Source organism: Roseateles violae (assembly GCF_030410485.1).
In the GTDB taxonomy this organism is placed as follows: domain Bacteria; phylum Pseudomonadota; class Gammaproteobacteria; order Burkholderiales; family Burkholderiaceae_C; genus Roseateles_D; species Roseateles_D violae.
This window is the reverse complement of the sequence record NZ_JAUHHC010000001.1, coordinates 1,030,916-1,046,300: the sequence shown is the minus strand read 5'-3', so window position 1 is coordinate 1,046,300 and position 15,385 is coordinate 1,030,916. Positions and strand designations below refer to the sequence as shown.

Below are 15,385 nucleotides of genomic sequence, written 5' to 3'. Positions count from 1 at the left end.
CCAGTCTAGCCGCCACAACCAGTACAGAACCAGTACACTTTTCCATACAAACACGCGATCTGTATTGGCATGGATACCGGCACAAGCGTCCCCTCCCCCACCCGCGCGCCCAGCGGCGCCTCGGCCGGCAGCGCGCTGTCGCGCGCGTCCAGCGAACCGCTGGCCCAGCAGCTGGCGCGGCGCTTTGCCGAGCGCATCGCCCAGCGCCTGATCCTGCCCGGCACCCGCCTGCCCTCGGTGCGCGAATGCGCGCGCCACCATGGCGTCAGCCCCTACACCGTGGTCGCCGCCTACGACCAGCTGCTGGCCCAGGGCCTGCTGGAAGCGCGCAAGCAGCGCGGCTTCTTCGTGCGCGAGCTGGCCCAGCCGGCGCGCCGCCCTGTGCCCGCGGCGAGCAGCGCGCCGCCGGCGGCGCTGGCTTCGCGGCCGGTCGACGCGACCGCGCTGATCCGCGGCATGTTCCAGGCCGATGCGCGCAGCGCGCCGGGCCTGGGCACCCTGCCGGCCGACTGGCTGGACCTGCCGATGCTGCAGAGCGCGATGCGCAAGGTGCTGACGCAAAGCGAGGGCCCGGACCAGCTCGCCCAGCATTACGGCGAGCCCGGCGGCGACGCGCGGCTGCGCGAGGCGCTGGCCCGGCGGCTGGCGGACCTGGGCGTCGCCGCGGCACCCGAGCAGTTGGTGACCACCGTCGGCGCCACCCATGCGCTGGACCTGATCACCCGCAGCCTGCTGCAGCCCGGCGACGCGGTGCTGGTCGACGACCCGGGCTGGGCGATCGAGTACGCGCGGCTGAGCCAGGCCGGCATGCGCCTGCTGCCGGTGCCGCGCGCCGCCGACGGGCCCGATCTGGCGGTGATGCAGAGCCTGATCGAGCAGCACCGGCCGCGCATGTATGTGACCGTCTCGGTGCTGCACAACCCGACCGGCAACAGCCTGACCCTGGCGCAGGCGCACCAGATCCTGCGCCTGGCCGAGGCGGCCGATCTGACCATCGTCGAGGACGACACCTATGCCTTCATGGCGCCCAACCATGCGCCCCGGCTGTCGGCCCTGGACGGACTGCGCCGCACCGTCTACGTGTCCGGCTTCTCCAAGATCATGACCCCGGCCTGGCGCGTCGGCTATCTGGCCGCCAGCGCCGACCGGGTGCAGAAGCTGACCGATCTGAAGCTGCTGTCGACCTTGACGACCAGCCCGCTGACCGAACGGGCGGTGGCGCTGTGCCTGGAGCAGGGCCAGCTGCGCCGCCATGCCGAGCGGGTGCTGGGCCGGCTCGACGCGGCGCGCCAGCGCGTCGTGCGCCTATGCCACGAGGCCGGCTGCCGCTTCGTCACCCCGCCGCAGGGCCTGTTCGGCTGGATCGACGTCGGCCTCGACACCGAGCGCCTGGCCCAGCGCCTGCTCGACGCCGGCTGGCTGACCGCGCCGGGTCTGCTGTTCAGCGCGACCCGCCAGGCCGGCAGCCTGATGCGCATCAATTTCGCGACCTCGCAGGACGCGCGCTTCTGGGCCCTGCTGCAGCGCCTGCGCGACGGCGGCTGAGCCAGGCACGGCATCCGGCTACGATCGCTGGCCTGACTCGCGAATCGATGACCATGTCCGTCCCATCCTCAGCCCATCCCGCCCCCGATGCCCGCCTGGTCGAAGCGCTCAGCGAGGCCTGGCGCCTGGGCCGGCGGCTCGATGCCGAGGCCTTTGCCGGCAGCGTGCCGGACGAGGCGGCCGCCTATGCGGTCCATGACGGTCTGGCCGCCGCGCTCGGCTGGCTGCCGGCCGGCCAGCCGCAGCACTGGAAGTCCGGCGGCGCCTCGCGCGCGGCGGCCATCCTGCATGCGCCGCTGGCGCCGAAGGGCGTGCGTGGCGCCGTGGACGGCGGGGCCGTCGAGGTCGCCGATCTGCGGCTGCACGCGCCGGCCATCGAGGCCGAGATCGCCTTGCGCCTGGGCTCCACAGTGACGGCCGAACAGGCCGCCGCGCTGACGCGCGAAGAGGCGCTGGCGCTGATCGACGCGATGACCGTTTCGGCCGAGCTGGTCAGCTCCCGCTGGCAGCAAGGTGGCGAGGCGCCGGCCCTGCTGCGCATGGCCGATGCGCAATCGCATGGCGCCTTGGCGCTGGCGCCCTGGTTGCCGCTGCGCCGCGATGTCGACTGGTCGGCGCAGCGCTGCTCGATCGCGATCAATGGCGCCGCCGCGCAGAGCGCTCGCGGCAGCCACGCGCTGGGCGATCCGGGCTGGCTGGTGCTGGACTGGCTGCGCCACGCGAGCCGCCACGGCCAGGCGCTGCCGGCCGGCAGCGTGGTCACGACCGGCGCCTGGCTGGTCGTCAAGGGCCTGCAGGCCGGCGATCGCGCGCGCGTCGCCTTCGACGGCATCGCGGCCGTCGAAGTCCGGATTTGAACTCGAGTCGTTCGCCGGGCAGTCCCAAGAACGACTTGATCGACCGACCGGCGGGCGGCCGAGTCCCCTCGGGGGACCGCCCGGGTAAGCCCTGGGCGAGGGGCTGCTACTTCGCCTCGAGCACTTCCCAGCGCTCCATCAGCGCCAGCAGCTCCTCGTCGATCTGGCCGGCGCGTTCGGTCACCTCGGCGATGCGGGCCGCGCCCTGGGTGTAGAGCTCGCTGCCGTTCAGCAGCGCATTGATCTGCAGCTGCTCGGCCTCCAGCGCGGCGATCTTGCCGGGCAGTTCGTCCAGCTCGCGCTGCTCCTTGTAGCTGAGCTTCTTCTTGGTGGCGACGACCGGCGCAGGGACGGGAGCCGGCGCGGGCGGCGGGGCCGACGCGGGCGCCGGCCTGGCCTGGATGGCCGCGGCGCGCTTGCTCTGGATCAGCCAGTCCTCGATGCCGCCCTCGTACTCGCGCCAGCGGCCCTCGCCCTCGCTGACGATGGTCGAGGTGACGACGTTGTCGAGAAAGCGCCGGTCGTGGCTGACCAGGAAGACGGTGCCGTCGTAGTCGGCCAGCAACTCCTCCAGCAGCTCCAGGGTCTCGATGTCCAGATCGTTGGTCGGCTCGTCCAGCACCAGCACATTGGCCGGCCGCGCGAACAGGCGCGCCAGCAAGAGGCGGTTGCGCTCGCCGCCCGACAGGCTCTTGACCGGCGAGTCGGCGCGCGCCGGCGAGAACAGGAAGTCGCCCAGATAGCTCTTCACATGCTTTTTCTGCGTGCCGATCTCGATCCATTCGCTGCCGGGGCTGATCGTGTCGGCCAGGGTCGCCTCCAGATTCAGCGCGTCGCGCATCTGATCGAAATAGGCAACGGCCATCTTGCTGCCCAGCTTGACCGTGCCGCTGTCCGGCGCCAGCTCGCCGAGGATCAGCTTCAAAAGCGTGGTCTTGCCGGCGCCGTTGGGGCCCACCAGGCCGACCTTGTCGCCGCGCAGGATGGTGGCCGTGAAGTCGCGCACGATGTCGCGCTCGCCATAGCGCTTGGACACCTTGTCCAGCTCGGCGACGATCTTGCCGCTGGCCGCGCCGGTGTCGATGTCCAGCCGCACCTTGCCCTGCACATCGCGGCGCGCCGCGTGCTCGGCCCGCATCTGCTGCAGGCGCTGCACGCGCGCGACCGAGCGGGTGCGTCGCGCCTCCACGCCCTTGCGTATCCAGACCTCCTCCTGCGCCAGCAGCTTGTCGAAGCGCGCATTGGCCAGCGCCTCGTTCTCCAGCTCATAGGCCTTGGCGGCCTGGAAGGCGGCGAAGTTGCCCGGGTAGCCGCGCAGCTGGCCACGGTCCAGCTCGACGATGCGGTTGGCCACGTTGTCGAGGAAGGCGCGGTCGTGGGTGATCAGCAGCAGCGAGCCCTGGAAATTGTTCAGCAGCTCCTCCAGCCAGCGGATCGCCTCCAGATCGAGGTGGTTGGTCGGCTCGTCGAGCAGCAGCACGTCGGGCTGCGCGACCAGGGCGCGCGCCAGGGCGACGCGCTTCTTCAGCCCGCCGGACAGCGCGCCGACGATGCGCGCGCCGTCCAGGCCCAGGCGGTGCAGGGTCTCGTCGACGCGCTGTTCCCAGTTCCAGGCGCCGATATGCTCGATGCGCTCCTGCACCCAGGCCAGATCGTCGCCTTCCTCGTGGCGCTCGTAGCGCGCGCGCAAGGCCTTGTGCTCGGCCACGCCCTCGCTGACGACCTCGAAGATCGTCGCCTCGGCGCGCAGCGCCGGCTCCTGCGGCACGTAGACGCTGCTCAGGCCCTGCTGCAGCTGCAGCAGGCCGTCGTCGAGCTTCTCGAGGCCGGCCAGGATCTTCAGCAGCGAGGACTTGCCAGTGCCGTTGCGGCCGATCAGGCCGACGCGCTCGCCGGTCTCGAGCGCGAAATTGGCGCCATCGAGCAGCGGCACATGACCGTAGGCGAGATGGGCGTTGGAGATGGAGAGGACTGCCATAGCCCTCCATTGTCGTTGAGGCCGCCGGAAGCCGGCCTCAGGGGCTGAAGACCCGCTGCAACTCCTGCCAGCAGCGCTGCTCGTCGGCCGCCAGCGACGCCGGTGCCGGCAGGCCCAGCAGATGCAGCTTGGCGAGCCGGTCGGCGCGCAGCAGGTCGGCGGCCAGGCTGCCGGGACGCGGCGGCGCCTCGCGGCGCGCGCGCAGCTGCAGGGCCTCGACCACGCTGGGCGGGAAGTCCCACAGCCCGGCGATATGGACCGACAGCCGCGCGGTCACCTCGATCAGCGCCGCATGGAACTGCGGCGAGCTCGACAGCACCGGCGCGAGGTAGTCCTGGTCCAGCACGCGCAGCGCGGCGATCAGGCCGGCATTGGCCAGCATGCCGGCCAGATAGGCGTCGAAATGATCGGCCTGGCCCAGGCGCAGAAAGGCGCAGGCCAGCGCGCAGCGTTCGGCATGGGCCCACAGATGGGTGCTGGCGCTGCGGCTGAAATGGCCTTGCTGGCGGTTGAACACCGGCCCCATCAGCACGCGGCTGACCAGCTGCTGCAGGCCGCTCTGGCCCAGCAGCTGCACGGCCGCCTCCAGATTGGCGATGCGGCCCTGGCCGCGGTAGCGCGGCGAATTGGCCAGGCGGATCACCTCGCCCAGCAGCGCGGTGTCGCGCGCCAGATGGGCGGCCAGCTCGCGGTTGGAGACATCGTCGCGGCGCACCAGGGTCAGCAGGCGCGGCAGGGTCACGGGCAGCCGCGACACCAGGCCGCTGGCCAGACCGGCGCGGTTCAGGTCCTCGAGCCGGGTCAGCAGCGCCCGCTCGGCGCGGGCGATCTCGGCCGGATCGGCCAGCTCGACGTCCAGCAGCCGGGCGCTGAAGCGCGCATCGAGATCGGGCTCGGCCGGCAGCGGCATGGCGGCAAGAGCTGCGGCCGCCGGCGCCGGGATGAGCGGCGCGGCGGCATTGGCGTGGGCGCCGCGCGAAGCGCGACGCGAGAAGAAGTTCCACATGGCCGGGCGAGGGATGCCAGATTGACGCGAGTTTGCTCTGCCTGCTGTTGCAGGCGCCGCGATGATGCCCGGACTCGCGCGGCCTAACCGTTAATTTCGTCGCACCACGGCCCGAATGTGATTGTTCACCTGTCAGTCATCCGAGGAGAAACCCGAGGCCTTGACGATGGGCCCCCATTGCTCGCGCTCGCTGGCCAGCCGGCGCGCATAGTCGGCCGAGCCCATCTGGAAGGGCTCGAAGCCGAGCTTGGCCAGGCCCTCGGTGACGGCGCTCTCGCGCAGCGCGACACGGGCCAGATCGGCCAGACGATCGACCAACGGCTGCGGCGTCTTGGCCGGCAGGAAGAGGCCGTAGCTCTCGACCCCGTCGATGCCCTTGAAGCCCTGCTCCTCGAAGGTCGCCGCCTCGGGCGCGAAGCGCGAGCGCTTGGCATCGGTGACGCCCAAGAGGCGCACCCGGCCGCCGGCCAGATGCGGCAGGAAGTCCCCGATGCTGAAGCAGCCGGAGGCGATCTGGCCGCCCATCAGGTCCTGCATGCCGGGCGCCGCGCCGCGGTAGGGCACATGGGTCAGCTTCATGCCGGCCGCGCGCTCGAACTGGTTGCCCAGGAAATGCGGCATCGCGCCGGCCGCCGGCGAGGCATAGGCGGCGCTCTGCGGATTGGCCTTGGCCCAGTCGACGAACTGGGCCAGGGTCTTCACCGAGGCCGGCACCATGGGCCCGACGCCGAAGCCGCAGGTCGACAAGGCCAGCGGCGCGACCGGGATCACATCCGACTCCGGCTTGTAGGCCAGCTTGCGGTAGGCATGGGGGTAGATCGTGAACATCGAGGACGGGCTCAGCAGCATGGTCTGGCCGTCCGGCGCCGCGTCCTTCAGCGCGCCGATGGCCAGGCGGCCGCCGGCGCCGACCTTCTGCTCGACGATCACCGACTCGGCCATGCGGCCGCGCCAGGCATCGGCGACGCGGCGCGCCGTCGTGTCCACCGAGCCGCCGGCCGGAAAGCCGACCAGGATGCGCGGCAGCCCGGCCTGGGCCGCCACGCGGCTGCCGACACCGGCCAGCAAAGCGGCCAGGGCCAGCGATACATCGCGTCTGTTGATCATGGTCATCGTCGTCTCCTGTTGTGGTTGGCGTCTCGATTCGTCCCGTGGGCTCAGCCGGCCCGGTTGGTCTGCGCCGCCGTGGCCACCCAGGCCAGGCGTTCCAGATCGGTCTTCAGCCCGGCGCCGCGCTCGCCCAGGCCGAGCAGCAGCGCCTGGTCGTGCGCGCGCACCGCCTGCTCCAGCTTGCTCAGCGCGCGCCGGCCGGCGGCGGTCAGGTGCAGGCCCCAGCTGCGCGCGTCGGCCGGGTCGTCGCGGCGCTCGACCCAGCCCTGCTCGGTCAGCCAGTCGGTCAGGCGCAGCGCGCCGCTGCGGTGCAGGCCCATGGCCTGGGCCAGCAGGCCCTGGCGCATGCCGGGGTTGTTGGCCACCAGCACCAGGGCGGCAAAGCGCTGCGGGCTGACCTCGGCCGGGCCGCCCTGCTGGGCGATCGCGCGGTAGAAGTCCAGATAGAGCGCGTTCTGCGCGCGCCGCAAGGCATAGCCCAGCAGCTGGTCCAGCACGCCATAGGCCAGGCCGGGCACCGGCAGCAGCAGGCCTTCGGGTGCCGGGCCTTCGGTCGAGGGAGTCTTGCTGGCCATGCTGCCAGCTTAGATACCGTTGCATAGCGCAACAATCTCGCTTACCCTAGGCCCGCCCTCCACTCACCGGCTCCAGCTCCATGAACATCCTGATTTCCGGCGGCGGCATCGGCGGCCTGACGGCCGCGCTGGCCCTGCATGCCCGCGGCCACCAGGTCACCGTCTGCGAGGCCACGGCCCAGCTGCGGCCGCTGGGCGTGGGCATCAATCTGCTGCCGCATGCGGTGGCGGTGCTGGCGGAGCTGAGCCTGCTGCCGGCGCTGAAAGCGATGGCGGTCGAGACCTCGGCCCTGGTCTTCGCCAACCGCCATGGGCAGACGATCTACAGCGACACCCGCGGCCTGGCCGGCGGCTACAGCCATCCGCAGCTGAGCATCCACCGCGGCGAGCTGCAGCTGCGGCTGTGGGACGAGGCGGTGGCGCGGCTGGGCGCCGAGCGCCTGCGCGCCGGCCGGCGCATCGTCGCGGCGCGCATGGATGGCGGGCAGGTGCTCGCCGAGGTCGAGCGCAGCGAGGGCGGCCGCGAGGAGCAGCGCGCCGATCTGCTGATCGCCGCCGACGGCATCCATTCAGCGCTGCGCCGCCAGTTCTATCCGGACGAGGGCGCGCCGCGCTGGAACGGCATGATGATGTGGCGCGGCACCAGCTGGGCCAGGCCCTTTCTGGACGGCCGCACGATGGTGCAGGCCGGCCACCGGCGCGCCAAGTTCGTCGTCTATCCGATCGCGCCGCCGCGCCCGGACGGGCTGCAGCTGATCAACTGGATCTGCGATCGCCGCCTGCGCGAGGACGGCATCGGCGGCGGCCTGACGGCGCCCAGCCGCGAGGACTGGAGCAAGCCCGGCTCGCTCGACGATCTGCTGCCGACCTTCGGCGGCTGGCGCTTCGACTGGCTGGACGTGCCGGGCCTGATCAAGAGCGCGACCCAGCTGCTGGAATGGCCGATGGTCGACCGCGACCCGCTGCCGCGCTGGGCCCAGGGCCGCATCACCCTGCTCGGCGACGCCGCCCATCCGATGTACCCGATAGGCTCGAACGGCGCGACCCAGGCCATCCTCGACGCGCAGGCGATCGCCGCGCGCCTGGGCGAGACGCCCTCGGTCGAGCAGGCGCTGGCCGCTTACGAGGCCGAGCGCCTGCCGCTGTGCGCCCGCATCGTCGAGATGAACCGCCAGGAGGGGCTGGACGCGATCCTGGACATGGTCGAGGAGCGCGCGCCGGACGGCTTCAAGCGCCTGGAGGACGTGATCGACCCGGCCGAGGTCGCCGCCTTCGTGCAGCGTTACAAGGCGGCCGCCGGGCACCGGCAGCAGCAGCAGCCCCCGCGCTGAGGCGGCCGGGCTCAGCCCAGCAGCTGGTGCGCGTGGTGCTGCAGATGATCGTCGACGAAGCTGGCGACGAAGTAGTAGCCGTGGTCATAGCCCTCGTGCCGGCGCAGCGTCAGCGGCTGGCCGACGGCGGCGCAGGCGGCCTCGAAGAGCTCCGGCCGCAGCTGCTCGGCGAGGAATTTGTCGGCCAGACCCTGGTCGATCAGGATGCCGCCCGGATAGGGCGGCCGGGGCTGCACGCGCATCAGCAGGCTGGCGTCGTGCGCGGCCCAGGCCCTCTCGTCCGCGCCCAGATAGCCGGCGAAGGCCTTGCGGCCCCAGGGGCATTGCGTCGGTGCGCAGACCGGCGCAAAGGCCGAGACGCTGCCGAAACGGCCCGGATGGCGCAGCGCCAGGGTCAGCGCGCCATGGCCGCCCATCGAATGGCCGAACAGGCCCAGCGGCAGCGCGGCCAGACCGAACTCGGCGCCCACCCGCGGCAGCAGTTCCTCGAGCAGATAGCTTTCCATCCGCCAATGGCGGTTCCAGGGCGGCTCGGTCGCATCGAGATAGAAACTGGCCGCCAGGCCGAAGTCCCAGCTCTCGGCCTCGCCGGGGATGTTGGCGCCGCGCGGGCTGGTGTCCGGCATCAAGAGCGCCAGGCCCAGCTCGGCCGCCATCTGCTGCGCGCCGGCCTTCATCGTGAAGGTCTCCTCGCTGCAAGTCAGGCCGGCCAGATAGACCAGCAGCGCGCGCGGCCGCGGCGGCAGGAAGAGCGCGAAGCGCATGGGCAGGCCGATCTCGCGCGAGTCGTGGCGGTAGAAGCGCTGGCTGCCGCCGAAGGCCGCGTGCTGGCTGAGCAGTTCCATCATCGCCATCGTCAGAACTCGACCACCGAGCGGATGGACTCGCCGCGCTCCATCAGCGCAAAGCCCTCGTTGATGTCCTCCAGCCGCAGCTTGTGCGTGATCAGCTCGTCGATCTTCAGCTTGCCGTCCATATACCAGTCGACGATGCGGGGTACGTCGGTCCGACCGCGGGCGCCGCCGAAGGCGCTGCCTTCCCATTTGCGGCCGGTAACCAGCTGGAAGGGCCGCGTGCTGATCTCGGCACCGGCCGGCGCGACGCCGATGATGATGGAGCGGCCCCAGCCCTTGTGCGTGCATTCCAGCGCCTGGCGCATCAGCGGCGTATGGCCCACGCATTCGAAGCTGTAGTCGGCGCCGCCATCGGTCAGCTGGACGATGTGGTCGACCACATTGCCCACCTCCGTCGGGTTGACGAAATGCGTCATGCCGAAGCGGCGCGCCATCGCCTCGCGCGCCGGGTTGATGTCCACGCCGATGATCTTGTCGGCGCCGACCATCCTGGCGCCCTGGATCACGTTCAGGCCGATGCCGCCCAGGCCGAAGACCGCGACGGTGGCGCCGGCCTCGACCTTGGCCGTGAATAGCACCGCGCCGACGCCGGTGGTCACGCCGCAGCCGATGTAGCAGACCTTGTCGAAGGGCGCGTCCTCGCGGATCTTGGCCAGGGCGATGCCGGGCACGACGATGTGGTTGGCGAAGGTCGAGGTGCCCATGTAATGGAACAGCGGCTGGCCGTCGGCCGACTTGAAGCGCGAGCTGCCGTCCGGCATCAGGCCCTTGCCCTGGGTGGCGCGGATCGCCTGGCAGAGATTGGTCTTGCGCGACAGGCAGAACTTGCACTGCCGGCATTCCGGCGTGTAGAGCGGGATCACATGGTCGCCGGGCTTCAGCCAGGGGACGCCTTCGCCCACCTCCAGCACGATGCCGGCGCCCTCGTGGCCCAAGATGGCCGGGAACAGGCCTTCCGGGTCGGCGCCGGACAAGGTGTAGTGGTCGGTATGGCAGATGCCGGTGGCCTTGACCTCGACCAGCACCTCGCCGGCGCGCGGGCCGTCCAGATGAACCTCCTCGATCGTTAGCGGGGAGCCGGCCTTCCAGGCGACGGCGGCACGGGTCTTGATCATCGGGGACTCCTGTTCGGATGGATACGGCCGCGGCCGTGCACCGAACATAGCCGAGATCGGGCCGCTGCGCAGCGGGGCGGGTCCGGACAGGCTCGATCAGCGCACGCCGCGCCGTGGCAGGTCGTTCATTAAGCTATCGTTCCATCGCCATCATCCGACGGAGTCCGCCATGCGCGAAGCGATCAAGCCGCTGATGAACCTCGACGAGGTCGAGTTCGACGATATCGAGGACAACGGCTACTTCACATCCCGCCGCGGCCAGATCAGCGACCATATCGGCGCGCGGCGGCTCGGCTACAACCTGACCGAGCTGCCGCCCGGCAAGGCGCAATGCCCGTTCCACAACCACCATGGCGAGGAGGAGATGTTCCTGATCCTCGAGGGCGAGGGCGAGCTGCGCTTCGGCGACCAACGCTTTTCCGTCCGCCGGCACGACGTGATCGCCTGCCCGACCGGCGGGCCCGAGACCGCGCACCAGATCATCAACACCGGCAGCACGACGATGCGCTATCTGGCGCTGTCCAATGTGGTCGACATCGAGGTCTGCGAGTACCCGGACTCCGGCAAGCTGCTGGTGGCCTCCGGCCCGCGCGGCCAGCGCGGCCTGCGCAAGATCTACCGCGCGGAGGACGAGGTCGACTATTACGAGCGCGAGAGCAATGTCGCGCCGCCGCGCGACGCCGGCTAGGCTGCCGGCGGCAGCCGCAGCAGCGCCGCGCTGAGCGCGCGCGCCTCGCGCCGGCACAGGCGCAGGCGGCGCAGCAGCCAGGGCGTCAGGTCCTGCTGGCCCAGGTGCTCGGGCCAGACGCCGGCATCGGCATCGGGCTCTTCGAGCAGCTCTCGTGCCTCGCCGGCGACGGCCGCCGCCGGCATCCCGGCTTCCTGCTTCAAGGCCGCCACGCAGTCGCGCAGTGCCGGACCCAGCGCCGCCTGCGCCTGCTCGGCGTCGAGCTTCTCGCCGCGCCGGCCCATCAGATGCTGCAGCGCGCCCAGCAGCGCCATCAGCCGGTAGCCATGGCTCAGCACGGCCTCGATGCGGTCCTCGGGCAGGCGCACATGGGCGGGCTCGACGCGAGTGCGCTGGGCTGCCGCGGCCAGCGCCGCCAGCGCCGCATAGGCCTGCTGGCGGCTCAGGCGTGCGCTCAGCTGCTGCTCGGGCGTCGGCGCCCAGCGCAGCATGTTCGCCGCATGGCGGGCCAGCGCGCCGCGCAAGAGCGGGACCAGGCGCGCCAGCGAGCGCCGCTCCCAGGACGGCAGCACAAAGCAGAAGGCCCAGGCCAAGAGCGCGCCGATGACGGTGTCGGCCAGGCGCTCGGCGATGGCCGGATTGCTGCCCGGCGCCAGCATCAGCGGCTGCAGCAGGGCCATCAAGGTGGCGGCGGTCGCGGCCACGCGGTAGCGCCGGTTGACATAGGCGTGGGCCGTGCCGACGGCGGCAATGAAGACGAGGCTCAGCAGATGGCGCTCGTGCACCTGCGCGATCAGCAGCACCAGCAGGCAGCCGAGCACGGTGCCGATGATGCGCTCGTTGCGGCGGGACAGCGTCTGCTCCAGATTGCCGCGCAGCACGACGGCGACGCTGAGCATCAGCCAGTAGGGGTGCGCGGCCCAGGGCAAGACATGGCCCAGCGCATAGGCCAGCGACAGTGCCAGGCCGGCCCGCAAGGCATGGCGCATCACCGGCGAGCCCAGGTTCAGATGCGCTTTCAGCGCCGCCAGCGGCCAGCCCTCGGGCGAGACGAACATCTGCAGCTGCTCGGCGCTCCAGGCGCTGCTGGCAAGTTCATCACCGGCCAGGCGCCGGCCCATCGCCTCGACATCGTCCAGCATATGGCCGAGCCGCGCCTGCAGGGCGTCGACCAGATGGTGGCGCGCATCGTCGGCCGGCGCCGCCACGCCGGCCAGCCGCGCGGCCAGCTCCTCGCGCCAGCGCGCGGCCGAGACCTGGCACAGCGGCGCGCCCAGGGCCACCGCATCGGCAAAGCCGGCCAGCGCATCGGCCAGGTGCAGAAGCGTCGTCGCCAGCGCCGCGCGCCATTGGCGGCCAGGCTCGTCGGCGCCCAGCAGCTCGGTGTCCAGCCGACTGGCCAAGAGCAGATCGCGCAGCTCGATCAGGCCCAGCAGCGCCTCGGTCTGGCGGCGGCTGCGTGGCGAGGGCGGCGCGGCAAAGACCTGGTCGCGCGCCGCCTGCAAGGCCTCGGCCAGCAGCACGTCGTCGGCGATCGAGGCGCGGATGCTGGCCTCGGCCGGCGTCACCGTGCCGGCGATGCGCACGGCGCGCGAGCGCAGCCGCCGCTCGGTCGCACGCAGCGCGCCGGCCAGCGCCAGCTCGCCGTAGCGCCGCTGCAGCAGCAGCGACATCGCGCGCGCCCACAGCGCATAGACCAGACCGCCCAGCAGCACCCAGCCGGCATGGGCGGCGATCGCCGCCGCATCGGCCGGCGCGTGCCAGGCCATCGCGAACACCATGGCCAGCACGGCGCTGAAGGACAGCGGGCCGGCGCGCGGACCCCAGGCCATGCTCAGCAGCGACACAAAGCTGATCAGGGCGACCAGGGCGATCATCAGCGGCAGCGAGCGCTGGCCGAAGCCGATCAGGGCGGTGACCAGGGCGGCGGCGAAGGCGGCCGGCAGCACGCGCGGCCAGATGCGGCGCGGCGGATTCGGCAGATCGGGCAGGCTGGCGCAGACGGCGCCGCCGACGGCGGCCAGGCCGGCCGGCATGCCGAACAGCGCGGCGATCAGCGCCTGCGTCAGCGCCACACCCAGGGCGACGGCGATGCCGTTCAGCTGCGCCGCGCTCAGGCGCCGCCAGGGCCGGCTCATTGCAACTGGCGTTCCAATGCGTCGATGAAGAGCGCGGCAACGTCGATGCCGCTCTGCTTCGTGATCTCCTGGAAGCCGGTCGGGCTGGTGACGTTAATCTCGGTCAGGCAGTCGCCGATCACGTCCAGGCCCATCAAGAGCATGCCGCGCGGTGCCAGCTTGGCGGCGACGCCCTCGGCGATCTCGCGGTCGCGCGCGCTGATGGGCTGGGCCACGCCCTTGCCGCCGGCGGCCAGATTGCCACGGATCTCCGTGCCCTGCGGGATGCGCGCCAGGCACCATGGCACGACCTCGCCGCCGATCACCAGCACGCGCTTGTCACCCTGGACGATCTCGGGCACATAGCGCTGCACCATCACCGTCTCGGCGCCGTCCTTGTTGAGCGTCTCGATGATGGAGCCGAGATTCAGCGCGTCGGGGCCGACGCGGAAGATGCCCATGCCGCCCATGCCGTCCAGCGGCTTGAGGATGATGTCCCGGTGCTCGGCGTGGAAGGCCTTGATCGCCTCGGCGCTGCGCGTCACCAGGGTCGGCGCGATGAATTGCGGGAACTCCATGATGGCCAGCTTTTCCGGATGGTCGCGCAGCGCGGCGGCCCGGTTGAAGACGCGGGCGCCCTCGCGCTCGGCCTGGCTCAGCAGATGGGTCGCGTAGAAGAACTCGCTGTCGAAGGGCGGGTCCTTGCGCATGATGACGGCGTCGCTGCCCACGGCCAGCACCAGATCCCGGGTCTCCTCGACCTTGAACCAGTCCTGTGCGTCGCCGGTCAGGCTCACGCGGCGCGCCGCCCGCGCCGTCACCTGGGCGCCGCGCACCCAGACCAGATCGGCCGGGTGGCAGGCCCACAGCTGGTGCCCGCGCCGCGCGGCCTCGCGCATCATCGAGAAGGTCGTGTCCTTGTAGGTCTTGAAGCCCTCGAGCGGATCGGCAACGAACAGCAGATTCATGGATGGGTGTCTTTCGTTCTCAGTGTCTGGCCCTGAAGTGTTGCACCGTTAGCGCAATCGTGCCGGCGACGACGCCCCAGAAGGCCGAGCCTATGCCCAAGAGCGAGACGCCCGACAGCGTGACCAGAAAGGTCAGGATCGCCGCGTCGCGGTGCCGCTCCTCCTTCAGCGCGGCGGCCAGGCCGCCGGCGATCGTGCCGAGCAGGGCCAGGCCCGCCACCGCGGCGACCAGCTCGCGCGGGAAGGCGGCCAGCAGGCCGACCACCGCGCCGCCGGCCAGGCCCACCGCGATATAGAAGACGCCGGCCATGGCCGAGGCGGTGTAGCGCCGCGCCGGATCCTCGTGCGCCTCGCGGCCCATGCAGATCGCCGCGGTGATCGCCGCCAGATTGAAGGCATAGCCGCCGAAGGGCGCCAGCAGCACGGTGGCAAGACCCGTCACCGAGATGGTCGGCGAGACCGGCGTCTGGTAGCCCGAGGCACGCTGGGCCGCCACGCCGGGCAGGTTCTGCGAGGCCATCGTCACCAGGAACAGCGGCAGCGCGACGCCGACCAGGGCCGCGATGCTGAAGCTGGGCGTGGTCCACACCGGCAGCGCCCAGCCCCAGTCGACGGCGGACAGCCGCAGCCGCCCCTGAGCCGCCGCCACCGCGATGCCGGCCGCCAGCACACCGGGCACCGCATAGCGCGGGAAGAAGCGCTTGCCGAGCAGGTAGCCGGCCGCCATCGTCAGCACCAGCAGCGGCGCGCTTTTGACCGTCAGCACCGCGTCCAGGCCGAAGCGGGCCAGCACGCCGGCCAGCAGCGCCGAGGCGACGGCCAGCGGGATGCGATCCATCAGCCGCTCGAACCAGCGGGTCAGACCGAACAGCAGGATCAGCGCGCCGCAGACCAGGAAGGCGCCGACCGCCTCCGGCATGCTGACCCCCGCCGTGCCGGCCAGCAGCGCGGCACCCGGCGTCGACCAGGCGGTCAGCACCGGCTGGCGGGTCCACAGCGACAGGCCCAGGCTGGTGATGCCCATGCCCAGGCCCAGCGCCCACATCCAGGAGCTGGTCTGCGCCGGCGTCGCGCCGAGCGCCTGGGCGGCCTGGAAGACGATGGCGACCGAGCTGGTGAAGCCCACCAGCACGGCAACGAAGCCGGCCACGGCGGCCGACAAAGACAGCTCGCGGAGCCAAATCTTGCGCATTTGGCAAGCATAGCCGGCCCTTCTTCGCTTGCTGGGCGCGCTGCGCAAG

General features: G+C 71.6%; 13 protein-coding genes. 4 read left to right on the top strand and 9 right to left on the bottom strand.

All coding sequences use genetic code 11. From position 1 onward, the window contains the following. Positions 1-69: 69 nt before the first annotated feature. A complete protein-coding gene (locus tag QWJ38_RS04795) occupies positions 70-1,545 on the top strand; it encodes an aminotransferase-like domain-containing protein (protein WP_290357896.1) in 1,476 nt (491 codons plus the stop codon). A gap of 53 nt (positions 1,546-1,598) precedes the next feature. Further along, the gene (locus QWJ38_RS04790) at positions 1,599-2,402 is read left to right on the top strand and encodes a fumarylacetoacetate hydrolase family protein (protein WP_290357895.1); all 804 of its coding nucleotides are present in this window, start codon (positions 1,599-1,601) and stop codon (positions 2,400-2,402) included. A 106-nt stretch (positions 2,403-2,508) separates the two neighbouring features. On the opposite strand, the gene QWJ38_RS04785 is transcribed toward QWJ38_RS04790, so the two are convergent. The 4 genes from QWJ38_RS04785 to QWJ38_RS04770 all read right to left on the bottom strand — a co-directional run bounded on the left by QWJ38_RS04785 (position 2,509) and on the right by QWJ38_RS04770 (position 7,071). Next, the gene (locus tag QWJ38_RS04785; RefSeq protein ID WP_290357894.1) at positions 2,509-4,380 is read right to left on the bottom strand and encodes an ATP-binding cassette domain-containing protein; all 1,872 of its coding nucleotides are present in this window, start codon (positions 4,378-4,380) and stop codon (positions 2,509-2,511) included. A gap of 37 nt (positions 4,381-4,417) precedes the next feature. Next, a complete protein-coding gene (locus tag QWJ38_RS04780; RefSeq protein WP_290357893.1) occupies positions 4,418-5,386 on the bottom strand; it encodes an HDOD domain-containing protein in 969 nt (322 codons plus the stop codon). A gap of 132 nt (positions 5,387-5,518) precedes the next feature. Continuing rightward, positions 5,519-6,499, bottom strand: coding sequence for a Bug family tripartite tricarboxylate transporter substrate binding protein (locus QWJ38_RS04775; RefSeq protein WP_290357892.1), 981 nt, complete (start codon positions 6,497-6,499; stop codon positions 5,519-5,521). Positions 6,500-6,543: 44 nt separating this feature from the next. Continuing rightward, on the bottom strand, positions 6,544-7,071 hold the full coding sequence (locus QWJ38_RS04770; RefSeq protein ID WP_290357891.1) for a MarR family winged helix-turn-helix transcriptional regulator: 528 nt from the start codon (positions 7,069-7,071) through the stop codon (positions 6,544-6,546). Between the two features lie 80 nt (positions 7,072-7,151). Between QWJ38_RS04770 and QWJ38_RS04765 the strand changes: the two genes are divergently transcribed. After that, positions 7,152-8,402 (top strand): flavin-dependent oxidoreductase, encoded by a 1,251-nt coding sequence (locus QWJ38_RS04765; protein ID WP_290357890.1) that lies wholly within the window; start codon positions 7,152-7,154, stop codon positions 8,400-8,402. Between the two features lie 11 nt (positions 8,403-8,413). On the opposite strand, the gene fghA is transcribed toward QWJ38_RS04765, so the two are convergent. Both fghA and QWJ38_RS04755 read right to left on the bottom strand, forming a co-directional pair. After that, positions 8,414-9,247, bottom strand: a complete 834-nt coding sequence (fghA, locus tag QWJ38_RS04760) for an S-formylglutathione hydrolase (RefSeq protein ID WP_434063940.1) — start codon at positions 9,245-9,247, stop codon at positions 8,414-8,416. Positions 9,248-9,258: 11 nt separating this feature from the next. Then, positions 9,259-10,368 carry an S-(hydroxymethyl)glutathione dehydrogenase/class III alcohol dehydrogenase gene (locus tag QWJ38_RS04755; RefSeq protein WP_290358060.1) on the bottom strand — a complete coding sequence of 370 codons (1,110 nt, stop codon included), beginning with the start codon at positions 10,366-10,368 and terminating at the stop codon, positions 9,259-9,261. Between the two features lie 172 nt (positions 10,369-10,540). Between QWJ38_RS04755 and QWJ38_RS04750 the strand changes: the two genes are divergently transcribed. Next, complete coding sequence (locus QWJ38_RS04750) at positions 10,541-11,059, top strand: cupin domain-containing protein (RefSeq protein ID WP_290357888.1); 519 nt, start codon at positions 10,541-10,543, stop codon at positions 11,057-11,059. Here the strand turns inward: QWJ38_RS04750 and QWJ38_RS04745 are convergent. The 3 genes from QWJ38_RS04745 to QWJ38_RS04735 are packed head-to-tail and all read right to left on the bottom strand — an operon-like array spanning position 11,056 to position 15,336. After that, entirely contained in the window at positions 11,056-13,197 is a 2,142-nt protein-coding gene (locus tag QWJ38_RS04745; protein ID WP_290357887.1) for an FUSC family protein, read from the bottom strand. The two genes, QWJ38_RS04750 and QWJ38_RS04745, sit on opposite strands and share 4 nt — an antisense overlap. Continuing rightward, positions 13,194-14,144, bottom strand: a complete 951-nt coding sequence (gshB, locus tag QWJ38_RS04740; RefSeq protein ID WP_290357886.1) for a glutathione synthase — start codon at positions 14,142-14,144, stop codon at positions 13,194-13,196. The genes QWJ38_RS04745 and gshB overlap by 4 nt, the downstream gene beginning before the upstream one ends. Positions 14,145-14,163: 19 nt before the next feature. Further along, positions 14,164-15,336: a benzoate/H(+) symporter BenE family transporter gene (locus QWJ38_RS04735; protein ID WP_290357885.1), complete on the bottom strand. Its 1,173-nt coding sequence runs from the start codon at positions 15,334-15,336 to the stop codon at positions 14,164-14,166. Positions 15,337-15,385 lie beyond the last annotated feature (49 nt).